Below are 22676 nucleotides of genomic sequence, written 5' to 3' on the forward strand. Positions count from 1 at the left end.
ATTTTGAAAAGTCTACCAATCGGGGTTCTGAACCATCGCGCTGTTGCGGTCGATCTCGTGCTGCGGAATGGGAAACAGGTACATTTTCTTTTCGAAGACCCGGTTCTCGACGACGGTTCGCTTGTAGAAATCCTCCGCGCCGAAACCGCCCGCGGCCGCGATGTTCATGCCGTACAGCGGGCCGTTGTCTCCGTACATGCGCCGGTCCGCGGGGTGCGCCGGGTCGATCTTGTCGGAGAGGAGCCGGCGGCGGGTCGTGAAATAGCGGTCGCCCTCGAAACAGAGCTCCACCTGGCGCTCGCGCAGGATGTATTCGAGCTGCCGCTCCCTATTGCCGCGTATCTCGGGATAGGTCTTGAAGATGCTCTCGAGGCCTGCCCGGTCCCGGATCAGGTCCCAGTATTTCCGGATGTCGGGATTCGCCGGATCGAATTCGTTGAGCGCCTCGATGTAGTTGAGGTAAATCCCGGCCAGCCGGATGTAGGTGCCCTGTCGCCAGGCACTGTGCTGGCTGCGGTAGGGGTTGCTGTCGTAGTTGATGTATTTGAGCAGCGTGTAACCCGTGGTCGAGTGGTCGGCGCTGCCGGAGCCGCTCATCCCGTCGCTGTAAAACTCGGCCCGGCCCCACCCGTCGCGGTTCGCGGAGGACGAAAAGAGGTTGCGGTCCTCCGGCGCGACCTGCGGCACGGGGCGTCCGTTGTAGAGGATCGCCGCATAGAAGCGCGCTTCGCGGTTGGCGTACATGTTGCGTTCGCCCACGCGGTGGCCCCAGCAGTTGCGTTTGCGGATTTCGCTCACCTGGTCGTTCGTCCACGCGGGGTGGGGCGCGGCGGCGAATCCGCTTTCGACATATCCTGAGGCCGGGTCGTCGATGGTGCGTCCGTTCGCCATGAAAAAGGCGTCCACGGCGCGCTGCGACGGGGCCAGTCCGCTGTAACCGCCCGGGCGGGGCGTCGCGTGGCGCTCGACGTTGTTGAAATTGCCTTTGGTGGTTCCCCACAGGTATTCGCAGTTCCACTTGACCAGATGAACCCCCTGCACCGAGCGGAACGGATTGAACACGCCGTCGTTGTTCTCGTCGTTGCGGTAGAGGCGCACGGCCTGCTCTCCGGTCAGGCTCTCGGCCGCCCGGATCACGGCCAGGGCCGCGTCGGCGGCATCCCGCCATCGCTGCTCGCTGTATTGCGTGTCGGCGAGGGGCGTGCCGTCGGGGTTGACGAAATCCGCGTAGTCGGCATTGCCGTTCCACTGCGGGCTGGCGGCCATGAGCAGCACCTCGGACTTGACGGCCAGGCAGGCCAGCTTGTCGGGCTTGCCCATCCACGTCGGGTTGGTCGCCCGCCACGAAAGGGGCAGGTCGGTCCGGGCCTCGTCCATCATCCGGCAGATATACTCCACGCATTGCCCGTAGGGCGTGCGCGCGAGAGTGAACTTGTCCTGCCAGTCCATCTCGTTTTCTACCAGCACGAACGGGCCGTACTGGCGCAGCAGCAACCAGTAGTAGTAGCCTCTGAGGAATTTGGCTTCGGCCACGTATTGCTGTTTGAGGTTGTAGGGCAGCTCGTAGCACTTGTCGATGTTGTTCTCCAAGACGAACGAGGCCCGGATGGATTTGTAGCAGGCGTTCCAAATATCGTAGTAGTCGGTGGTCGGATTCCAGTTCCCGACGTTGATGCTGGTGGGATAGTACCGGTCCCACACGATGTCGAGTTCGTCCGAAGCGGCGACCCAGGGCACGTCGCTCCACATCATGCAGGCGGGTTCGGGCAGGCTGGCGTAGATATTATAGAGGAATTTTTCAGTCTCTTTCTGACTCTTCCACACCATGTCCATGGTCTTCTGGTCATCGGGCATCTTGTCGAGAAAATCGCAGGAGGCCGCCACCAGCCCCATTGCCGCGAGGAGGATTTTAAAAATATCGGATCGGTTCATTTTTTTCACTTTTAGAAATTCACGCGCACACCGAAATTGAATTTGCGCTGCAACGGATAGGCGTCGCCCCGGCCCTTGCCCAGCTCGGGGTCCCACATCTTGAACTTGGAGAAGAGGGCCAGGTTGGAGCCGTGGAAATAGACCCTGAGGCCCTGCATCCGGAGTGCTTTCAACACTTTCTCGGGGAAATTGTATCCGATTTCGAGATCGGCCAGCCTCAGGAAACTGCCGTCGTACTGCCATTTGGTCGAAGCGCGGTAGTTGTTTTCGGTGTTGCCGATGCTCAGACGCGGGTAGAACGCATCCTGGCGCGGATTTTCGACCGTCCACCTGTCGAGCGCCTCCCGGAAGAGGTTGCCCCGGTCGCCGCCCTCCTTGAACGGGACGAAACCCTCGCCGCCCAGCATGTAGCTCACCCGGGCCTGTCCGCGGAAGAACAGCGCCAGATCGAGCCCCTTGAATCCGATCTGGAAGCCGAAACCGTACAGCAGCTCCGGCATGGTCGGGTGACCGATTGCCACCTCGTCGTAGGAATCGACTACCCCGTCTCCATTGACATCGAGATACTTGACGTCCCCCGGGCGGACCTGCCCGAACAGCTGCGCGGGGCTGGCGTCGATCTCCTCCTGGCTCTCGAAATAGCCCAGGGCGATCAGGCCGAAAGGCTGGCCGTACCGCTTGCCCGTCCGGTTCAGATAGGGGTATTTCCAGGCCGGTTCGTCCTGGAAGACGACCTTGTTGCGCGCGTAGGTCGCATTGGCGTAGACCCTCAGCGAAAGGTTCCGGAACGCGTGGTTGAATTCGAGCGTTCCGTCTACACCCCAGTTGGTCATCTCGCCGATGTTGGCGAACGGCTGGCTGTTGAGACCCAGAATGCCGGGAAGCGAGGCCCGTTGGACGAGAATGTCGGTCCGCCGCTCGCGGAAGTAGTCCACCTCGAGGGTGAGCTTGCGGAAAAACTCGGCCTGGAAGCCGACATTGGCTTTCATCCCTTTTTCCCAAGTCAGCCCCATCACGCCCTCGCGGTTCTCGCCCGTGCCGCCGTAACCGGTCGGGTCGTAGCCGAAACTGTAACTGCCCAGGCCGCTGCCCACCAGCGTCAGGTAGGCGTAGCGCTGGTTGTTGGGCAGGGCCTCCGAACCGACCAGCCCCACCGAGCCCTTGAATTTCAAGAGGGAGATCACGTCGGCGATACGGCCCGTTTTCCAGAATTTCTCCTCCGAGATGAGGTAGCCGACGGCCCCGGCGGGGAAGATGCCGAACCGCTCCCCTTTGGGAAAGTTCTCCGAGCCGTTGTAACCCAGGTTGAACTCGACGAAATACCGCAGGTCGTAGTTGTAGGTGGCCCGGAACGCCAACCCCTGCTTGCGATAGGGCAGCGACGAGATGGCGTCGTTGGCACTTTTGCGCAGGTCGCGCTGGTAGTACATGGCCATCAGACCGATGTTGTGGTTGCGGGCGATCTTGCGGTCGTAGTTGACCTGGGCCTTGAACTCCATGGCCCGGTCGCTGTACAGCGCCTTGTCGAAACCCAAGTATTCGTCTCCGATCACGGTCTGGACGAGCTCCAGCTCCCCGGTCTCGGGATTGCGGCCGTTGGCCAGGTAGTAGGAGTCCTTTTTGTGGCGGTTGATCTTGGTCTCGTTGTAGGCGTCGAACGAGAAAGCCACGTTGGCCTTGAGTCCCTCGAGCGCGGGGGCGATCTTGCCGAAATCCTGCGTCAGCCGCACCTGTCCCAGAAGCTGATTTTTGTATTCGGTCGTGTAACCTGATCCCATGAGCCGTTCGACGGGATTCTCGACCGTTCCCGACTTGATGCCCGCCCAGACGTAGCGGGTGGTGCCGTCCTCGTTCTGTCCGTAGGGATAGCGCACGGGCAGCGAGACCGGATTGGCCACATAGGCTTTGGCATAGAGGGACGAGTTGGAGATACCCGGATAGTGGCCGTCGATCACGTAACCGCCCAGCTCGATGTCCAGTAGGGTCGATTTGGTGACCGAGACACCGACGTTCGTGCGGAAATTGTAGCGCTGTACCTTGATGTTCGAGGAGTATTCGCTGCGGGGATTCTCGCGGTAGTTGCCCGTCTCGCGCAGGTTGCCGAACGAGACGAAATAGCGGGCCACCTGGCCGCCGCCGCTCACGTTGAGGGTGATCTGGTGGTTGCTGGAGGTGTCCTTGTAGATCTCGTCCAGCCAGTCCACGTCGGGGTAGAGATAGGGATCGGTTCCGAGGCGCGTGGCTTCGATCCGCTCGGGCGAGAAGACCTGGCTGCCGGCCGCTTCGTTGTAGAGGTTCATGTAGTCGACGCCGCCGAGCAGCTGCGGAACCCGCGTGAGGGTGCTGATTCCGTACTCCATCTTCAGGTCGATCCGCGGTTTGCGGGAGACCTCGCCCCGGCGGGTGGTGATTACGACCACGCCGTTGGCGGCCCGCACGCCGTACACGGCCGTGGCGGAGGCGTCCTTGAGGATCGAGACGCTCTCGATCTCCTCGGGGTTGATGTTGGCCATCGCCTCGTCGCGCTCCACGCCGTCCACCAGCACCAGCGGCGTCTTGTTGCCGCCGAACGTCGACAAGCCCCGAATCCAGAAATCGGAGTTGTCGTAGCCCGGTTCGCCCGAGCGCTGCACGGCCACCACGCCGGCCAGCCGTCCGGCCAGCGCGTTGGTCAGCGACCGGGCGGGCGTCTTCAGATCGGCCACGTCGATCGTGGTGACGGCTCCGATCACGCTGGCCCGGGCCTGGTGTCCCATACCCACGACGACCAGTTCCTCGATCTGCTGAACCTCCTCGCGCATCACCACGTCGAGCGTCAGGGAGCGGGGCACCCGTTGCTGTTGGGTGGTGAATCCCAGAAACCGAAAGGTGAGCATTTCATCCGCAGCCGCGTCGATCGCATAGTACCCTTCGGCATCCGACAGCGTGCCCCGCTGCGTTCCCTCGACGGTGACGGTCACCGCCACCAGAGGCTGGCCCTGGGCGTTGAGTATCTTTCCTTTCACCTGCCCCGTTGCGGGTCCGGTATCCGTGATTTCGGCGCTCGCCACGGCCGTCCATAGCAGCATCACGAGTGAAGCCAGCATCCGGCCGGAAAGCGAAACCCGCTGCCGAAAACGGCATGTAGCGTAAGTTTTCATTCGCATAAGTAGGGTTTAGTAGTTTGTCAGGGAGGACCGCGGAACGGCAGATTCTCTGCCGCCGGAGGGTCAGTTCGCCGGTGCGAAATAAGAGTTGTAATCTTTGGTAACGTTTCTTATCCAGTAGACGCGGCCGTACGGGTCGGTGATCTTCACGCTTTTTTTCGAAGCCTCGCTCCGGGGTTTTACCCGGTACAGCTCGCCGATGGTGACCGGTTCGGGCTTGTAGGAGGCGTCCCAAATATGGGGCAGCCACTCGTTGATCGAGAAGTCGTAGCCCTTGAAGCGAACCATCTCGGCCGAGAATGCGTCGTCCTCCCACAGTTCGACCCTCCAGTCGGGGTTGCTGTTCCAGACGTTGCAGTAGACGTACTGCCTGGCCTGCGGGTCGGAATTCCAGCCGGCGAATTTCGTCTGGTCGTACAGACGCGCCTGCACCTCTTCGTCGTAGCCGGCCGATTTGTAGACCCCCTCTTTGATGGTATTTCCCTCGACCAAATACTTTCCGTAACCGATCGGAGTTCCGTCGATGCAGATCGAACCGTACCAGTACATGCCGCAGGCGGCTCCGGTGACGTGCTCCACGATCCCGCCGAAATCGTCGTGCACGAGCGTGAAGTTGGTGTGCGTGTGGCCCGAGAAGATGTGGGCTTCGTCGAATTCGGCCAGCAACGTCAGCAGTTCTGCGCGTTTGGTAAAGGTGGGCCGGTTGCGGACCGGGCCGTGCAGGCAGACGACGAGCAGTTTGTCTTTGGGCACATACGAGAGGTCCTGCCGGAGCCACTCGATCTGCTCGGCGTTGAGGTCCACGTCGTAGCCGCTCTCCTTGTCCTGGATGTCGTCGAGGATGACGAAATGGGCGCTGCCGTAGTTGAACGAGTAGTTGACCGGGGTGTAGTATCGCTCGAAAGCGCGCAGCGTGCTGACGTAGTAGTTCGTCTTGTCCGCGTCGCGCCAGTCGCGGTCGTGGTTGCCGATCACGTGGAAACAGGGCGCGTCGAGCCGCGAGAAAACGGTAGCGATCTGCTCGAACATGTCCGGATTCCAGTCGCACACGTCGCCGAGCGTGATGGCGAACGCGGGAAGCGTCTCTTGGGAGAGGTTGTCGTTCAGGTCGAGCAGAATCTCGTCGGTGAAGCGGGCCATCTGCTGGCGCGTCTTGATCTGCGGGTCTCCGATGGGGTAAAAGAGGAAAGAGCGGGGCGCTCCTCCCTCCAGGCGCTCGAGGGTGAAATCCTCGCGCAGCACCTTATTCTGCGCGTTGTCGATGGGGCGGAAGAAATCGGGAATCTGATTCTCCTTGACTCCGATTCTGCAATCGGCCGGATAACTGAGAATGACGTTGCGGGCGTTGCGGTTGCGCGTGAGCTGATAGATGCCCTGTTCGTCGGTGGCCGTACACGAATAGCCGTCCGTTACGACCACGCCCGCGGCCGGCTCGCCGTCCGCATACGCGATTTTCCCGACCAGATTCCGGTCCTTTTCCACCTCGATGTCCGTCGGGGTATCGCTTCCGCCGCCCGGTTTTTCTCCCGCTTGGGGTTTGTCCGCCGAGCAGCCTGCAAATGCCGCCAGCAGAAAAATCATTGCTGCTAATGTTCGCATAATCGTATCTATTATTTATTTCGTAAACACGTTGTCCGCCTCTTCCAGCGCGTTCGCTGCGATCCGGCCTCCGTAGATGTAGCGGGAGTAATTCTCGGGAGTGAGCACCTCGGCCGCCGAGACGCCCAGGTCGTCGGCCGCCGGGTCGTAGGTGCCCACGGCACCCTGCACCACGCAGTTGCGGATGGCCGTGGGACCGTCGGCCGAGGCCCATCCGCAGATCGCCCCCTTGCGGCCCTCTCCCGCGGCGTCTCCCAGGATGGTGCCGGTATTGGTGCACCCGTCGACCGTCGCGTTGCTCTTGTCGAGGTAGCCGACGATTCCGCCGAATCCGCCCGCCCGGTCGGCACCGATCTTGGGATTCGTCCCTCCGTAGACGATACGCCCGCTGTTGGTGCAACCCCGGATGGTCGCACCGCGGTAGGTCCGGGCGACGATTCCGCCGATGTGCGTGACATCCAGGGCGTTGAAAAGTGCCTGCACGTGGCCCGAATTCGTACACGCTTCGACCGTACACCCCTGCGCCTCGCCGACGATCCCGCCGCCGTAGGCTTTCTGGGTATTGTTTATGTCCAGATCGCCCGTGTTGGAGCACTGCTTCACGGTTGTGGTCGCGGACTTGTTGACGCCGACGATTCCGCCCACGTGAAAAGCCTTGTTGGAGGTGAGCACCGAGGTCAGTTTCCCGCTGTTCGTGCAGCCCGAGACCGTTCCTTCTGCCTGCGCCTCGATGCACCCTGCGATGCCGCCCAGCTGGGAGGTGCTCGTCGTGGCCGTTGCGTGGAGGTCTCCCACGTTGTGGCAATCGGCTATCTCGAAAGGCACGCTGCCCATTTTGAGAAATCCTGCGATTCCGGCGACCGTCACGGGCTTGTTCGCCTCGACGCGCGCTTCGACCGTGAGGTCGGAGTAGTTGCGGCAGTCCCGCATTTCGATCCGCTGCGTGCCGGTTCCGTTCTCGGCCCGGCCAACGATGCCGCCCGTTTCGTATTCGGAGGTGGGGTCCGGGGCCGAAGCCAGGACGAATTCCCCGCGGTTGATGCAATCCGTAAACGCGACGCCCCGGACATAGCCTGCGATCCCTCCCACACGCGCATAGTGGGGATTGGCTTCGACGCCGATCCGGGCCGCAGGGTCGTTGGTACACGCTGAGAAAGCGGCGTCGGATGCGAAGCCCGCGATGCCGCCGATGCGCATGCTCAGCCGGGCCTGTGCCGCCGAGGCGCTGTTTTCGCACGCGATGCTGCCGCGGTTGGTGCAGCCGGTTACGGCGACTCCGGCTTCGACACTCCCCGCAATGCCGCCCAGATCGATGAACTGTCCGCTGCGCGTGCAGGGGATGTTTCCGCTTACCGAGACCGTTCCGGCGTGGGTGCAGCCCTCGATTCGGAGCGAGACCGTTTCGCTGCCGGATCGGGTCAGGCCCAGCAGTCCGCCGACCGACTCCGAGCCGGGTCCTGCGTTCACGGTCGCCATGCTCGTGCAGCTCTCCAGACCGCCCTCCTGCGCCACGGCGGCGAACGCGCCGATTTTGGTGCCGCTTTCGGCGGACTCGGGTGCTGTGGTCCGGGTCGATTCGAAGAGGCAGCCGGTGCCCAGCGTCAGGTTTCGGATCGTGCCTTTCAGCACGGCGATCATTCCGACCCGCTCCTCGCCGACTTTGCACACAAGGTTCGAGATCATTTTCCCGCCTCCGTCAAGCGTTCCGGAAAATTCGGGCATGGGTGTCCACCCGCTTCCGGTCATGTCGATGTCTCGGCGGAGCACCACCTCGCCCGTGGGGTTTTTCCACTGGCCGCCGTTGGCCGGCCCTTGGGCGAATGCGATCAAATCCTCGGGGTAGAACAACCCCTCGGACCGCGCCCGCGTCGAGATTTTCAACTCCGGGGTTGATTCCGACAACCCGATCGGCGACCGGGCCCGGACCCTGAAGACATACGCGGTCTCGACGTCGAGCAATCCGATTACCGCCTCCGTCGCTTCGGTTTCGAGCGTGACGAACGCCTCATCCGTTTCGCGCTTGTAGGAAAGGAGGTAATCCGAGGCTCCTGGGACGGGGTCCCAGGCCACCGCGATGCGGGTCGACGAAACGGCGTCTAAGACCGTTCGCAAGCCGGCAGGCATATCCGGCAGGGCGGGCGCCAGGGTCGTAACCGTGATCTCGGGAGACCAGTCGGAGTTGTTTTCGACCGCTCCGAAAGCATTTGCCCTTATCTTGAACCGGTATTCGGTCTCGAGTCGGAGACCCGTCACGATCGTTTCGGTCTCGAAACACTCCTTTTCGTAGAAATTGCTTCGGTCGACAGGGGCGTAGGCTACTGTGTAACCGGCTACCGCGTCGGACGCTGCGGCGTCCCATTGCAGGCGCACGGAGGTTTGTGCAATGGTTTGCTCGTCTACGCGGAAGTGTTGCGGAACGCTCAATTTCGCGTTGACGCTGTCGGGGTCCTGGTCGCAGGACGCTGCCGATGCTGCGATGGCAAGCAGGCAAAGGATATTCGATTTTTTCATGCGCATAGCGGTTAGCGGTCGATTCGGTTTTTCACAAATTTATTCCGTAATCGGACAAGGAGGTGCGGGGTGAATGGAAAAAAGTAGCTTTTCGAATTCTGTAATATACTATTTACCAATGTTCTACTACATGAATGCGGTCCGAAAAGAGTAGCATACAGAGGAGGGTAACATCTACGGCTGGGATTATCAGGCGGTAGCGGATGGTAGCTTCGGTTCTCTTCAGACAACCTACTTTTTTCGAACAGGCAGGAGTTTTCAACCCACTGATAAATAGCGTATTAAATTCTCCTGCGGCTACAATTTTCGTTTAAACCGTTTCCGGCCGGCCAGAAAGGGATAAATTTGTACGACCCGAAATAGCAGCGGGAAAACGATCCGAATGAAAAAACTGGTCTTTCTTCTTATTTTTATAGGGCGGTTCGCCGTCGGGCAGCCGATTCATGTGTCCTCCTACAATGTCCGCTATGCCAATGCGGCCGACGAGCAGCACGGCAACGGATGGAACCGGCGCTGTGCCCCGATCTGCGATCTGATCGCCTACGAAGCGTTCGATCTGGTCGGGATGCAGGAGGTGCTCAAAAACCAGCTGGACGACCTGATGGCTCGCCTTTCGAGCGACTACGCTTGCATCGGCGGAGGCCGCGACGACGGGAAAACCGCGGGTGAATATGCTCCGATCCTCTACCGCAAGGAGCGCTTCGACCTGCTCGATTCGGGGCTTTTCTGGCTGTCGCAGACGCCCGACCGTCCGAGCGTGGGCTGGGACGCGAAATACCCACGGATATGCACCTGGGTCCGGTTGCGGGATAGGACCTCGGGAAAGACGCTGTTCTTCCTCAATACCCATTTCGACCACGTCGGCGAGAACGCCCGCCTGGAGAGCGCCCGCCTGCTCGCGGGATGGATCGAACGGCACGGGAAAGGGGGCGCAGTGGTGCTGACCGGCGATTTCAATGTCGACCAGCGGAGCCCGAGCTACCGGGAGCTGCTGAAAGCGGGCGTTTTGAGCGATTCCTACCAGGTCGCATCCGTCCGTATGGCCCCCAACGGCACGGTCAACGGGTTCGATCCCGGCAAATGGAGCGATCGGCGGATCGACCACGTACTGGTCACCCCGGGCGTCGAGGTGCTTCGCTACGGCCTGCTGACCGATGTCTATTGGGCGTCCGATTCGTCGGGAAGCCCTGTGGTCCGCACGCTCTCCGACCACTATCCGGTCAGTGTCTATCTGCAAATTCCGTAACCAATCCAAATACCGAAGAGATGAAAATCGCAATCACAGCCCTTGCGGCAATCGCCAGTTTTGTTTCGTGCGCACCGCGGAACAACGGCACGGAGAGGCTTTTCGAGACAGACAACCCCCGGGTGAACGAAGCCTGGGAGCTGGCCGAAAAGACCGTTCGCTACAACATCCGCGACAGCATCCTGGCTGCCGGAGCCGATTACGGCGGAGAGTGGACACGCGACGTGGCCATCAATACGTGGAACGGAACGGACCTCTTCATCCCCGAGGTGATGGAGCGTTCGCTCTGGCACGTAACCGAAGAGCGGCAGACCATCGGCCACCAATACTGGGACAAGATCATCTGGGTCCAGGGGGCGTGGTATCACTACCTGCTTACGCGCGACCGCGAATTTCTCGCTCAGGCGTATGCCTGCGGGGCACGCACGATCGAGCAACTCGAAGCCACGGCTTTCGATCGGGAGTACGGCCTCTTTACCGGCTCGTCGGTATTCAACGACGGCATTTCTGCGTTCGAGGAGCCGATCTACGATCCCGCCCGGTCCGATCTTTCGGGCGTGATGCGGCACCATACTCATGGGATCAAGTGTCTGAGCACGAATTGTGTCTACTACATGGCCTACCGGGCGCTCGACGGGATGCACCGGGTGCTGCACGGAACCGACCACGAAGCGTATGCAGACCGGGCCGAAGCGCTGCGCCTGAGAATCCGCAGCCATTTCTACAATCCGCGCGGAAAACTGTTCTACGCCATCGACGAGCAGGGCGGCGTTCACCGGCACCAGGAAGCGCTGGGCAATGCCTTTGCAATCCTTTCTGGCGTAATAACGCCCGAGGAGGGGCACTACACGCTGATCCGCAACGAGACGACCCCGTTCGGGGTGCCCTCCGTCACGCCGATCTTCAAGCGGTTTTCGTTGGAGCGCCCCGGCCGTCACAACCGGCTGATCTGGCCGTTCGTCAACGCATTCTATGCCCGGGCGGCGCTGCTGACGGGGGATCGGGACATTTTCGAACATGAACTGAACGCCATGGCCGCGCTGGCGCTCGACGAGGACAAGGGGAATTACAACTTTTACGAGATTTTCGATCCCCGGACCGGCAAACCGGAGGGCGGGAATCAGGCCGGACGCGACCGGTGGCACTCCCGCCGGCACCAAACTTGGTCGGCGACGGGATACATGTCGATGATCCTCTACGGCGTCTGCGGCCTGCATCCCGGACCGGAGGGGATGGAGTTCCGGCCCTACCTGCCGCGCGGAATCAACCGCCTTTCGATCAACGGGTTGAAATACGGCGGCATGGTGCTCGATCTCCACCTGCAAGGCGATGGCGACCATATCGAGGAGGTCCGCATCGACGGCGCGCGAACGGCGCGCGCTTTCCTGCCCGCGGACGGGACGGGGCGCCGACGGATCGAAATACGGGTGAGCAGGCCCCGATTCCCGTAAGCTGCTTATGCTTCGGTTTCGGGTTGGTCCGTACCGGTGCGAATGCTCCCGATTTGCCGGACCATTTTTTCGAAATCCTCCCGTGAGACGACCGCCCGGTTGCGTGCTTTCGTGCGGTAGTTGTAGACGGTGCTGAGCGAGCAGCGCAGGAACGAGGCGATCTTCGCGCTGTCCGTAATGCCCAGCCGCAAGAGGGCATAGATGCGCAGTTCGCGGTTGAGCAGTTCGCCCGAGCGGGGTACGATCCGTTCGCCGGGTTCGAGCAGCGAGTTGAAATCGGTCACGAAATTGGGGTAGAGACCGAGGAAGATGCGGTCGAAATGGCGGTAGAGCTCCTCCGTTTCGTTCCTGGCGAATTCATCGGATTTCAATTTCGCGTAGAGTTCGTTCATCTGCCGGTTCATGGCCAGCCTGTTCAACTGTTTGCGATAGCTCTCGAAATGGTCGATGTGGTCCGAATGCAGGTCGAAGAACTGGGTGATGTATCGCTCCTTGACGATGTTCGACTCCGTCAGCAGGTTGTTGATCTCGCTAATCTCGCGGTTCTGCCGGGTCAGTTCGTCGTTGTTTTCGGACAACCGCTCCTTGATCCGCGAAAGTTTTTTCATCTGCCTGAGAATCTGGACCACCAGGAGCAGCAGGCAGAGCAGCAGCAGGCTGATAAAGACCGAGTACCGTTGCAGCCGCTGCTTTGCGGCGGCCTCCTTGTCCCGGAACGAGGCGTTGATCATCGAGTAGAAACTCGACATTTGGGTCGTTCGGAGCTGGGCGCCGCCGAAAACGGCGTCCTCGATGGCGGACTGGGCATATCTGAACGCCCGTTTATAGGCCCCCTCGTTGAAATAGATCAGCGCCAGATTCTGAAGCGCCGAGGTCTCCCTGTTCGCGCACCGCAGGTCGGTAATGGCCGAAATGGTGTAGTATTTGCGGACCAGTTCGGGCCGGTTCATGCGCTGGTAGAGTTTGGCCATCTGGTGGGTCGAACTGGCATATTCCGGGGTATCTTCGGGCGTTCGGGCAAGCAGCTCGGTCAGCAATTTTTCGGCCTCGAGGCAGTCGGCCGTTCGGCCCGTGCCCATCAGCTGCGTGATGCGGTTCGAGCAGTAAGTACGGGAGAGCGGGTCGGCTGTCCTGAGCAGCGAATCGCGCAGTGCGTCCTTGATCGGATCGAATTTCTCCTGCGAGCTGGCCAGGCCGTAATGGTCGTAGAACTGGATCGAGGCTTCGTAGTATCTGCTTTTCAGATCGCGGGGCAGCCGCGCGGGGTCGATCGATTCGAGCAGGGCTTTCGACTCGATGTATTTTCCCGAAAACGAGTACAACGGAGCCAGCCGCAGCAGCGATTCATCGATTTTGAGCCGCGAGCCGAGCCGGCGTGCGATTTCGAGGTTGCGCTCGACATAGACCACCGCCGAGTCGAGGTTGTATTTGCGGTACTGGTCGTAGAGCCGGGAGTTGATCTCATACTCCTGCTCGGGGCGCAGCAAACTTACCCCGAACATTTTTTTCACCTCTTCGATGCGTTCTTCTTTCCTGCGGGCGAAGAGCTCCTTGTTTTCGATGAGGTAATCCAGCGAGGCGGTCAAGTCATCCGGATGGTCGCTGTGGCATCCGATGGGGCCGAGCGGACAGAGTGTCAGGAGGATGAGCAGGAGTTGAATTCGCGCGATCATTGTCGGGTTCGTGTTTGACTCTTTAAAGATACCAACAATTTTGCAGACGACGCCCTTTCGGAGCGGATAATTTGTTTTCGGTACGTTCCGGGCGCAGTTATTCGGATCGGATTCGCTATCTTTGTATCGTGTTGCCGGGGGCTTGCGAAATCCCTTTCTGGCACAATTGTGGTTGGTTAAGTCAAAAAAATCTTTTATGATCGAAACACCTTATCGGGCGGAAGCGTCGCGTTACGACGCGGGCATGCTCTACCGGCGTGCCGGGCGCAGCGGAGTCCGGTTGCCCGCCTTATCGCTGGGCATGTGGCACAATTTCGGCGGCGAACAACCTTTCTCCCGGATGCAGCAGATGGTCCATTTCGCTTTCGACCGGGGCGTGACCCATTTCGACCTGGCGAACAACTACGGTCCCCCGAACGGTGCGGCCGAGGCGAATTTCGGGCGGCTTGTGGAGCGCTCGCTGCGCCCCTACCGCGACGAACTGTTCGTGGCCACCAAGGCCGGTTACGACATGTGGCCCGGACCCTACGGCAACTGGGGGTCGCGCAAATATCTCGTCTCGAGCCTCGACCAGAGCCTGCGGCGCATGAAACTCGATTATGTGGATGTCTTCTACTCCCACCGTTACGATCCCGAAACACCCCTCGAGGAGACGCTTCAAACCCTGGTCGATCTGGTCCGTGCGGGCAAGGCGCTCTATGCCGGCATCTCGCGTTATCCGCTCGAAGCGGCGCGCTTCGCATTCCGCTACCTTTCGGAGCGGGATGTTCCCTGCCTCGTGTTCCAGGACAAGTACAACCTGTTCGACCGGCAGGTCGAGAATTCGGGGGTGCTCAAACTGGCCGCCGGCTCGGGCGCCGGCTTCGTCGCCTTTTCGCCGCTGGCCCAGGGGCTGCTGACTGACCGTTATCTCGACGGCATCCCGGCCGATTCACGCATGGCGGCGGGCGGTTCGCTGCGGCGCGAAATACTCACCGAAGCCCTCCTGAATCGTATCCGCGGATTGAACGGGATCGCCCGGCAGCGGGGCCAGACCCTTGCGCAAATGGCGCTGGCGTGGCTCGTGAACGACGAGCGCGTCACCTCGGTTCTGGTCGGCGCCAGCTCCACGGCCCAGCTCGCCGACAACCTGCGGGCGCTGGAAAATACCGCTTTCACAGCCGATGAACTCCTTGCCATCGACCGCCTGTCGAAAGCGTGACGCCGCGAAAGATCGAACCGAAAACCGCAGGCCGGAAAGCCTGCGGTTTTTTCGTTATCTGCGGAGCCGGTAGCTGCCGTCCGAAAAGTCGATCTCGTCGAGCGTCAGCGTGCGCGGGTCGTCGTAGATGCGCCGCACGGCGGCTGCCGAGTCGAGGTCGTCGGTCTGCTGGCCGTTGATGAAATAGCCCCAGACCATAAACCACGACCAGTCGGGCTGGTCCCAGTAAGCAGCCGGATCGGGCAGCTGTCCCACCTCGCCCAGCGCGATGAGTTTGCCTTGGGCCAGCGCCCGCAGCTCGTCGTGGTGCGAGGGCTTGTAGTCGCGGTGGTAGACATCCGCGGCCAGCACGTCGACATACTCCGGCCCGGGAAAATAGTCGGCGTAGGGACCCGCTTCGTCGCCCGGCGTGTCGCGCGGGGCGTTGGTGTTCCAGACCCACAGCAGGTTGTCTAATCCGTGTACGCGGGTGAGGTAGTCGTAGGTCATGATCCACAGTTTCTTGAACCCGTTTTCACCCGGCCTGTTGCACCACCAGAACCAGACGCCGTTCATCTCGTGGTAGGGGCGCCACAGCACGGGGATACGCGCGTCGCGCAACTGCACGAGGTAGGGAATCACGGTGTCCATCTGGGCTTTCCACTGTTGGTTGAGGGGCGTGCCGTCCGTGGTCAGCTCGTTCCATACCGTGTCGGAGGGGCGGTTCTGCCACGTCCAGATCGACGCACCGTTGCAGTCGTTGCACTCCGAGGGGAAACAGCAGTGCCACATCAGCGTGATGATCCGCCCCTCGGCGTGCCGCGCCCTGATCTCTTCGACGAGCCCCTGCCGGAGCTCCTCGGTCGTGCGGCCCGTCGTCCGGCATTCGCCCCAGGGGGCGGTCAGGTTCATCGGACCGCAATGGTGGTAGTCGCGGATATTTTCGCCCAGGGCGTTGAAACTCAGGTCGCAGCCCCATACGACGGGTCGCTTGCCCGTTATTTCGTACACGACCCGGTCGTAGCGCGCGGGGTCGCTGATGAAATTGTGCTGTCCCGCGAGGGTGTACTCTCCGCGGATCGAGTAGAGGAACTGCAACAACTGGCGCGCTTCGGGCGACGCCGCGGGGTTCACGGGAGCGATTCCCGGATCGGCGGAGGAGCAGGCGCACAGAGCCGCTGCCGCCATCAGGCTGAAAAATCGTCGCATGGTTCGGTTATTTTACGGTTACGCCTTTGGGCATTCGGTACATCGGGGGCAGGTCCTCTTCGAATACGGTCCACGGATCGGCGTGGAAGCGTTTGAAATCGTCGGCCGAAGCGTCGGCCAGATAGGGGCCGAAAGCGTGCCGGGGGTTGTCGTTGCGCCACGCCACGACCATCGCGCACCGCTCTCCGCGCAGCGCCGGCAGCACGTCGCGGGTCCAGTAGTCGGCCGGGTGGTTGTTCTCCAGCCCCGTCTCGGTCACACCGACGGGTTTGCCCAGCCGTTCCGAGACCTCGCCAAGCGCCCGGACGTTCTCGACGAACGCCTCGGGGTTGCGGCCGTGGTAACAGTCGATACCCACGAAATCGACCCACTCGTCACCCGGCCAGCGGTAAAGAATGCGGCCCACGGGGTCGTCGTAAACGGCGTCCATCTGCGGCGAAATGGCATAGATGACATGGTGAATGCCTTTCGTGTCGCGCAGGTAGCTGACGATGAAGCGCCAGAATGCGACGAACTCTTCGTCCGACGCGGCCGAGCGGCCCCACCAGTTCCAGGTCTGGGTGTGCTCGTGCAGGGGTCTGAAGATCACAGGGATGGGGCGGCCCTTGTCGTCGACCATTTTGCGCAACGCTTCGGCCACGCCGTCGAGCCGGGCCTTGTATTTGCGGTTCATGGGCGACCCCTCGGCGAGGATCTCTCCGACCACGGGCGTGTTGTCCCACGCCGTGCCCACGGGGTATTTCGTGCCGGGACCCTCGGTCAGGGGGTTGCTCTGGTGCCAGACGAGCATCGAGACGCCCCCGCGCCGGTAAGCCTGGCGGATGAATTCGATCTTGCGGTCGTCGATACCCGCCATGTCGAGGCTGTATACCGCCGGGTGGGTGCCGACGAGGTCCTTGACATCGGATCGGTCGTCGTCGCCCCGCCAGCCGATGCCGTACGAGGGGTAGTCGTGGTGGCCGAACATTACGCCCCGGAAGCCCATGCACCAGAGGTTGGCGTAGAGCGCGCGGGTTTCGGGTGTTGCTTGCGGATCGACCATCTTCAAGGTGGTCTTCGCGGGGGCTTCGAGCCGCTTGCCGGCGGCCAGGGAGCCCGTGCAGAACGGGAGCAGCAAGAGGAAGAGTGTGATACGTTTCATGGTTTGAGGTTTGTTTGGGGGTTAGCGGAAGATGCGTTGGGCGAATTCATGAAGCTGCATCCGCCAGAACTGCCATTCGTGGCCGCGGGGCGCGTCGTGGAACTCGAAGCGCACGCCGCGCCGGCGGAGCTCCTCCGTGGTGTCGAGGTGCCCGGCGTAGCGAGGGTCTTTCGTGCCGCAGGCGATCCACAGCAGCGCCAGTTCGCGGTTGATGCGCGCCGGGTCGTCGATCGCCCCGATTCCGTAGCGGGCGTAGTCGAACGGTCCGTCGCTCAGAATGCCCGCGCTGAACTGGCCGATCGCCGAGAAACGGTCGAGGTTGCGCAGCCCGATGACGAAAGCCTGTCCGCCGCCCATCGAAAGCCCCGCGATGGCGCGGCGGCGTTTGTCCCGGAAAACGCGGTAGCGCTTCTCGATCAGCGGGATCACGTCGCGGAGCAGCTCCTCCTCCAGTGCGGCAATCCCCTCGGGCGTGCTGCCGCCGGCCCACGAGCCGTCTGTCAGACCGTTGGTCATTACCACGTACATGGGTACGGCCTTGCCCGCAGCGATCAGGTTGTCGAGGATCACGGCGGCGCGGCCGTCCGCGATCCAGCTTCGTTCGCTGTCGCCCCCGCCGTGCCGCAGGTAGAGAACCGGGAAGCGCCGCGCGGGGTGTTCGACGGCGGCCCGGGGAACGTAGACCAGCGCTGAGCGCTGCCGACGCAGCGGCGTCGAGCGGTATGCGAGGGTGTGGACCTCGCCTGCCGGAGCGCCGCATACCTCGTCGAAGCGGGGTTTTCCGGTGCCGGGAACCTCCACGACGCTGCCGTACACGGTAGTCCCGGCCTTGATCGCTGGGTTCACGGGGTCGATGGTCTCGAAGCCGTCGATGCGGAAGCGGTATTGGTAAACGCCGGGTTCGACCGGACCGATCGTCACGTTCCACACGCCCGACGTGTCGCGCTGCATGGGCGCTTCCGTCACCTCCCACTCGTCGAAGAGCAGCACGACCTCACGGGCCTGCGGAGCCCGGAGCCGGAACGTGATCGCAGCGTCGTCGCGGACTACGGGCGAGAAAGGCGGCTCGGCGGGCTTCCACCACCCCGCGGTTGAAAACGGGGCCGGCTCGTGTGCCGCGACCGGCAGCGCCGCCGTCAGCAGTGCCGCGCAGACGAAGAGCTGCTTCAGGCGTCCCATACGAAAGTGGCTGCGGCGCCCGGCTCGAGCGGCAGCTCGGCGAAGCGTCCGTTGTACTGGATCGAGATGCTGCGGCGCGACCAGGAGTCGTTGGCCACTACCAGCACGATGTGCCCGTCGGGAGTGCGGAAAGCCACGTTGGGCGCTACTCCCGACCGCTCGGCGACGTTGGCGCGGAAAACGCCGGGACGCTGCTCGTCCTCGTCGAGCACGATGCTGCGGTCCGCGGGCTCCGTCGAGGCGATGCGCACCGACCCCGGACGCACGAATTTCGATGCGTGGGCGACGACCCAATAGGCCAGGTTGCGCTCTGTCCGGTCGCCGTCGATGGTCACGGCGCCCTGGCACATCGAGCAGCCGCCGTTGTCGGTATGCGGGTCGTTGTCCGGATCGGCGGCCAGGTTCCAGAGCACGACGTTGCGGCTCCAGTTGCGCGTGATGCCGATCACGAGGCGCTCGACCGCCTGGGCGATGTCGATCCGGGGCTGTCCGGGACGCTCGGTGGTCATCTGCTCGGTGAAATAGATCTCCTTGTCGGGACGCGCTTCGTGGACATAGCTCATGGCGCTCAGGTCGCCGCGGTAGTGGTGAAAGGCGGCTCCCGCTATGTACTTGGCGGCTTCGGGGTCGTTGTAGACTGCCAGCGCGTAGTCGGGTCGGTCGCAGTTGTGGTCGAAGACGACGATCTTGGTCGAAAGTCCCGCGTCGCGGAATTTGGGTCCCAGGTGGTCGCGGACGAATGCGGCCTGCTGGTTTGCGAACCAGTACATGCTGGGGGTGTTGCGCGAATTGAGGGGTTCGTTCTGCACCGTCACGGCGTCGATCTCGATGCCGCGGTCGCGCATCGCCTCGACGTAGCGCACGAAATAGTCGGCATAGACGCCGTAGCACGCCTCGCGCAGCTGGCCGCCGCGCACGTCGCCGTTGGTCTTCATCCACGCCGGAGCCGACCAGGGCGAACTGAGAACCTGTATGTCGGGGGCGATCTCCAGGATTTCGCGCATCACCGGAACCACGTCCCGCAGGTCCTGTGCCAGCGAAAAGTGCGCCAGGGGGAAATCCTCCCCGCCCGCGGGCATGTCGTCGTAGGAAAAGACGAAGCTGTTGAGGTCCGAGGCGCCGAGCGTGAGGCGGATGCAGCTGATTCCGATTCCCCGTTCGGGGTCGAAGAGCTCCTCGAGAAGCGCCCGGCGGGCCGGGGCGGACATGGCCGCGAGGTGCTGGGCGCTGCCGCCCGTGAGGGCGAATCCGAAGCCGTCGAGACGCTGGTATCGCTGCCGCGGATCGACGACGATGCAGTGGGCGCGTCCCGAACGGCGGTCGGAGAATTCGACGGTCTCCGACTGCTCGGCGAAGAGCTCCGAGCGGTCGGGGCGCGTGAGAAAAGTGCGGACGGTCTGTGCCGGAGCCGCCGCTCCTAAGAGCGTTGCGAGGGATAGCAGCAGGAATTTTTTCATTGGGTGCAGGGGTTAGTCGTGAAATGCCCGCCGGGCCGTGCGGTCGGGGTCCTCCGCCGCGCGGCAGCGGGTGTCGAAGATCATCGTCTCGCCCCGCTCGGGGGTGTAGCGGGGCCAGCGGGGCAGGGCGCCGCAGTTGGGGTCGCCCGTGCGCATGAAATGCAGCAGGGCGTCGGCCATGCGCCGGGACAGCCGGCGGGGCTCGCGGCCGCCTCCCGTGTGGGTGACCATGCGGTCGGTGTTCAAGAGCCAGAACGAGATGTCGAGGCAGTGGAAAGCGCGGTGGCGGCCGTTGAAGAGGGGCGACTGCCAGCCGAACCACGCCATGTAGACCGGCGACCGCTGGCAGCATTTGGCGTCTGCGGTCTGGACGACGCCCTGTCGGTTGGAGGCGATCAGCGCCCAGATTTCGATCGGGCGCAGCGCCGGGAAAGCCGCGGCATAGGCTGCGACGATCCGTTCGGCCCGCGGGCCGTACTGCGGTGCGAGCCGCTGCACGACCTCTTCGAGGGTGATTTCCTCCAGTTCGGGGTCGTCGCGGTCGGGGTTCCATTCGTGGAAAGTGGATGAGAGCAGCATCGGCACGTCCGACCCCACGGTGCGGTTTTCGTCCTTGAAGAACGTTCCTCGCGGAATCACCTCGCCGTCGGCCACCGGGGCGAAGCCGCTCCGATAGCCCGGATTTGCCGCCGCCATCCGCTGCCGGGCCCGGTCGGCCAGCGCGAGGTAACGCTCCCAGGGGATCGTTTGCAGCGAGTCGGCCTCGGCGGCAGAGAGCCCAGCTTCGTCCAGGATCGCCGCACCGAGCCGGCGAGCATACTCCGCATCGTTGGCTCTGAGCGAATTACCGCTCAGTGCCACGGCTTTGTGGAAGAGCCCTTCGGCCGCCGGCATGGCGCACAGCAGGCAGACTTTCGAGCCGCCGCCCGACTGCCCCATGATCGTCACGTTCGCAGGGTCGCCCCCGAACTGCGCGATGTTGTGTTGCACCCACTCGAGCGCCGCCACGAGGTCCAGCATTCCGGCATTGCCCGAGTGGCGGTATTTCTCGCCCGCGGCCGAGAGGTCCGTGAATCCGAGCGCCCCCAGGCGGTGGTTCACCGAGCAGAAAACGATGTCGCCGTAGCGGGCGATGTGCTCGCCGTCGTAGCCGTCCTGCTCGATGCCGTTGCCCTGGGTGAATCCGCCGCCGTGGAGCCACACCAGCACCGGACGGCGCTTCCCGTCTCCGAGGCCCGGGGTCCAGACGTTGAGCCTGAGGCAATCTTCGTCCATCAGGTCGTAGTTCCAGTGGTCGACGAACATGGAGTAGGATTCGGGCCGTCGGTCGTAGAACGGCTGCGGCGAGGAGGCCCCGTAAGCCACCGCGGGCCGCACTGCGTGCCAGGGCTGCGGCGGACGCGGCGGCAGGAAGCGGTTTTCGCCGCCCGTGTCGTCGCCGTAGGGAATGCCGCGGAACGAGTAGACGCCCCGCAGCAGAAATCCCCGGACGGGGCCGTACTGCGTCGCGGCTTCGGCGATCCCCTCGCCGATGAAAAGCTGTTGTTCCGAGGGGTTTTTACACCGTGTTTCGCCGCGGAGCGGACCGGTGCTCAGAAGCCAGAGCCCGGTCAAAAGGGCTGCCGTTCTTCGGAAAGCGTTGCTGGATAGGTTCATTTCGGTTAAAATAATATAAGCGGTAGGCAGGAAAAGCGAACGCTTCGGTTCGTTTTCAAAATTACACATTCCGTACGCGAGTCAGTTATACTTTTTTAATCGAATATGATGCTATTTTACCCCATTCTCCCCGGAAGACCCCTATTGCGAATCGGGCATTCGATTTCTGTATGAAGAAATTAGAGTCTTCGAATCCGCATGTATATAATATACATAGGTATGCGAGGCGATAGTGTTTTTTTGCTGCTCGAAATATTTGCCTATCTTTGTGATACCAACCCGCCTAAAACCACGCATATGGAGATTCTGCGCGAAAGCACGCCGCTGACCGACAACGACTGCTTCATGATCTTTTCCCGGAAAAAAAGTTGTTTCGATTTTCCGCTCCACACACACAAGGAGATGGAGCTGAATCTGGTAATGCAGGCCGCCGGGGCTTCGCGCGTGATCGGCAACCACGTGGGGACGATCTCCGACCTCGAACTGGTCCTCGTGAGCGGCGACACGCCCCACGCCTGGTTCACCGACCGCTGCCAGTCGCACGACATCCTCGAGATCACGCTCCAGTTCAGTCCCGACCTGATCGACGGGAAATTCCTCAACCGCAACCCGATGGCTGCCCTCAAACAACTCTTCGAAGAGGCCCGGCGAGGCGTCCTCTTTACGGAGGAGACCGCACGGGAGGTCGCACCCCGCATCCGCGAACTCTACGAGCAGGGTTCGGCCGGCGGCATGAAGCCCGTACTGGATATGTTGATGATCCTCAACACGCTTTCGCTGACCGAGGAGCGCCGCCTCTTGTCCGACCCCACGTTCGTCCAAAAGACGATGAAATCGCACTCGGCACGGCTGGAGACGGTCTTCGCCTACATGAACCAGCATTTCAACCGCCAGATTTCGCTCTCGGAGGTCGCTTCCGTGGTGAGCATGTCCGACGTCTCGTTCAGCCGCTTCATCAAAAAGGTCACGGGTCAGAGCTTCGTGGACACCCTTACGGAGATCCGTCTGGGCCACGTGGCGCGCATGCTTATCGACACCGACATGACCATCGCCGAGATCGCTTTCTGCTGCGGGTTCAACAACATGGCCAATTTCAACCGCATCTTCAAGCGCAGGAAAGGCATGCCGCCCCACCGGTTCCGGACGCTCTTCATTCCCAAGAAAATCTACGTCTGAGGCAGCCGGTTCAAAGAATGTTCCGTTAGGGTGCTATAAGCATCGGTTTTGGTTAAAAACGTATTAAACGGGCATGCAGGTTTTGTCTAATTTTGCATAGGTGGACCAGCGTACGCTCTT

The 22676-nt window shown here is 62.0% G+C and carries 14 protein-coding genes; 4 read left to right on the forward strand and 10 right to left on the reverse strand.

Going from position 1 to position 22676, the window contains the following annotated elements; all coding sequences use genetic code 11:
- Nucleotides 1-12: 12 nt before the first annotated feature.
- The 4 genes from ACMQ11_RS11865 to ACMQ11_RS11880 form a co-directional block, all read right to left on the reverse strand.
- On the reverse strand, nucleotides 13-1932 hold the full coding sequence (locus ACMQ11_RS11865) for a RagB/SusD family nutrient uptake outer membrane protein (RefSeq protein ID WP_418992987.1): 1920 nt from the start codon (nucleotides 1930-1932) through the stop codon (nucleotides 13-15).
- Nucleotides 1933-1943: 11 nt separating this feature from the next.
- Entirely contained in the window at nucleotides 1944-5072 is a 3129-nt protein-coding gene (locus ACMQ11_RS11870; protein WP_418992988.1) for a SusC/RagA family TonB-linked outer membrane protein, read from the reverse strand.
- A 69-nt stretch (nucleotides 5073-5141) separates the two neighbouring features.
- Nucleotides 5142-6677 (reverse strand): calcineurin-like phosphoesterase C-terminal domain-containing protein, encoded by a 1536-nt coding sequence (locus ACMQ11_RS11875; protein WP_418992989.1) that lies wholly within the window; start codon nucleotides 6675-6677, stop codon nucleotides 5142-5144.
- Nucleotides 6678-6692: 15 nt separating this feature from the next.
- Nucleotides 6693-9188, reverse strand: coding sequence for a fibronectin type III domain-containing protein (locus ACMQ11_RS11880; RefSeq protein ID WP_418992990.1), 2496 nt, complete (start codon nucleotides 9186-9188; stop codon nucleotides 6693-6695).
- 382 nt (nucleotides 9189-9570) lie between these two features.
- Between ACMQ11_RS11880 and ACMQ11_RS11885 the strand changes: the two genes are divergently transcribed.
- Nucleotides 9571-10434 (forward strand): endonuclease/exonuclease/phosphatase family protein, encoded by an 864-nt coding sequence (locus tag ACMQ11_RS11885; protein ID WP_418992991.1) that lies wholly within the window; start codon nucleotides 9571-9573, stop codon nucleotides 10432-10434.
- 20 nt (nucleotides 10435-10454) lie between these two features.
- The gene (locus tag ACMQ11_RS11890; RefSeq protein WP_418992992.1) at nucleotides 10455-11885 is read left to right on the forward strand and encodes an MGH1-like glycoside hydrolase domain-containing protein; all 1431 of its coding nucleotides are present in this window, start codon (nucleotides 10455-10457) and stop codon (nucleotides 11883-11885) included.
- A gap of 5 nt (nucleotides 11886-11890) precedes the next feature.
- Here ACMQ11_RS11890 and ACMQ11_RS11895 read toward each other — a convergent pair whose 3' ends face one another.
- Complete coding sequence (locus ACMQ11_RS11895) at nucleotides 11891-13558, reverse strand: DUF6377 domain-containing protein (protein WP_418992993.1); 1668 nt, start codon at nucleotides 13556-13558, stop codon at nucleotides 11891-11893.
- Between the two features lie 196 nt (nucleotides 13559-13754).
- Between ACMQ11_RS11895 and ACMQ11_RS11900 the strand changes: the two genes are divergently transcribed.
- The gene (locus tag ACMQ11_RS11900) at nucleotides 13755-14759 is read left to right on the forward strand and encodes an aldo/keto reductase (RefSeq protein ID WP_418992994.1); all 1005 of its coding nucleotides are present in this window, start codon (nucleotides 13755-13757) and stop codon (nucleotides 14757-14759) included.
- A 54-nt stretch (nucleotides 14760-14813) separates the two neighbouring features.
- Here the strand turns inward: ACMQ11_RS11900 and ACMQ11_RS11905 are convergent, their stop codons facing one another.
- From ACMQ11_RS11905 to ACMQ11_RS11925, 5 genes are read right to left on the reverse strand one after another with little or no spacing between them, the layout of a single operon-like run.
- Nucleotides 14814-15947 carry a glycoside hydrolase family 26 protein gene (locus ACMQ11_RS11905; RefSeq protein WP_418992995.1) on the reverse strand — a complete coding sequence of 378 codons (1134 nt, stop codon included), beginning with the start codon at nucleotides 15945-15947 and terminating at the stop codon, nucleotides 14814-14816.
- A 7-nt stretch (nucleotides 15948-15954) separates the two neighbouring features.
- Entirely contained in the window at nucleotides 15955-17088 is a 1134-nt protein-coding gene (locus ACMQ11_RS11910; RefSeq protein ID WP_418992996.1) for a glycoside hydrolase family 26 protein, read from the reverse strand.
- Between the two features lie 21 nt (nucleotides 17089-17109).
- Nucleotides 17110-18267, reverse strand: coding sequence for an esterase (locus ACMQ11_RS11915; protein ID WP_418992997.1), 1158 nt, complete (start codon nucleotides 18265-18267; stop codon nucleotides 17110-17112).
- A complete protein-coding gene (locus ACMQ11_RS11920) occupies nucleotides 18255-19724 on the reverse strand; it encodes a glycoside hydrolase family 30 protein (protein ID WP_418992998.1) in 1470 nt (489 codons plus the stop codon). The genes ACMQ11_RS11915 and ACMQ11_RS11920 overlap by 13 nt, the downstream gene beginning before the upstream one ends.
- Nucleotides 19725-19736: 12 nt before the next feature.
- Nucleotides 19737-21380 carry a carboxylesterase/lipase family protein gene (locus ACMQ11_RS11925; RefSeq protein WP_418992999.1) on the reverse strand — a complete coding sequence of 548 codons (1644 nt, stop codon included), beginning with the start codon at nucleotides 21378-21380 and terminating at the stop codon, nucleotides 19737-19739.
- A 297-nt stretch (nucleotides 21381-21677) separates the two neighbouring features.
- Here ACMQ11_RS11925 and ACMQ11_RS11930 point away from each other — a divergent pair, with 297 nt between their 5' ends.
- Nucleotides 21678-22556: an AraC family transcriptional regulator gene (locus ACMQ11_RS11930; RefSeq protein WP_418993000.1), complete on the forward strand. Its 879-nt coding sequence runs from the start codon at nucleotides 21678-21680 to the stop codon at nucleotides 22554-22556.
- Nucleotides 22557-22676: the final 120 nt, after the last annotated feature.

Origin of the sequence: Alistipes sp. (assembly GCF_048465575.1) — a bacterium.
Classification (GTDB): Bacteria; Bacteroidota; Bacteroidia; order Bacteroidales; family Rikenellaceae; genus Alistipes.

Bases quoted from the DNA above. Each gene is read 5' to 3' on its own strand.
- ACMQ11_RS11865 (WP_418992987.1), bottom strand. From the start codon at position 1,932: ATGAACCGATCCGATATTTTTAAAATCCTCCTCGCGGCAATGGGGCTG.
- ACMQ11_RS11870 (WP_418992988.1), bottom strand. From the start codon at position 5,072: ATGAAAACTTACGCTACATGCCGTTTTCGGCAGCGGGTTTCGCTTTCC.
- ACMQ11_RS11875 (WP_418992989.1), bottom strand. From the start codon at position 6,677: ATGCGAACATTAGCAGCAATGATTTTTCTGCTGGCGGCATTTGCAGGC.
- ACMQ11_RS11880 (WP_418992990.1), bottom strand. From the start codon at position 9,188: ATGAAAAAATCGAATATCCTTTGCCTGCTTGCCATCGCAGCATCGGCA.
- ACMQ11_RS11885 (WP_418992991.1), top strand. From the start codon at position 9,571: ATGAAAAAACTGGTCTTTCTTCTTATTTTTATAGGGCGGTTCGCCGTC.
- ACMQ11_RS11890 (WP_418992992.1), top strand. From the start codon at position 10,455: ATGAAAATCGCAATCACAGCCCTTGCGGCAATCGCCAGTTTTGTTTCG.
- ACMQ11_RS11895 (WP_418992993.1), bottom strand. From the start codon at position 13,558: ATGATCGCGCGAATTCAACTCCTGCTCATCCTCCTGACACTCTGTCCG.
- ACMQ11_RS11900 (WP_418992994.1), top strand. From the start codon at position 13,755: ATGATCGAAACACCTTATCGGGCGGAAGCGTCGCGTTACGACGCGGGC.
- ACMQ11_RS11905 (WP_418992995.1), bottom strand. From the start codon at position 15,947: ATGCGACGATTTTTCAGCCTGATGGCGGCAGCGGCTCTGTGCGCCTGC.
- ACMQ11_RS11910 (WP_418992996.1), bottom strand. From the start codon at position 17,088: ATGAAACGTATCACACTCTTCCTCTTGCTGCTCCCGTTCTGCACGGGC.
- ACMQ11_RS11915 (WP_418992997.1), bottom strand. From the start codon at position 18,267: ATGGGACGCCTGAAGCAGCTCTTCGTCTGCGCGGCACTGCTGACGGCG.
- ACMQ11_RS11920 (WP_418992998.1), bottom strand. From the start codon at position 19,724: ATGAAAAAATTCCTGCTGCTATCCCTCGCAACGCTCTTAGGAGCGGCG.
- ACMQ11_RS11925 (WP_418992999.1), bottom strand. From the start codon at position 21,380: ATGAACCTATCCAGCAACGCTTTCCGAAGAACGGCAGCCCTTTTGACC.
- ACMQ11_RS11930 (WP_418993000.1), top strand. From the start codon at position 21,678: ATGGAGATTCTGCGCGAAAGCACGCCGCTGACCGACAACGACTGCTTC.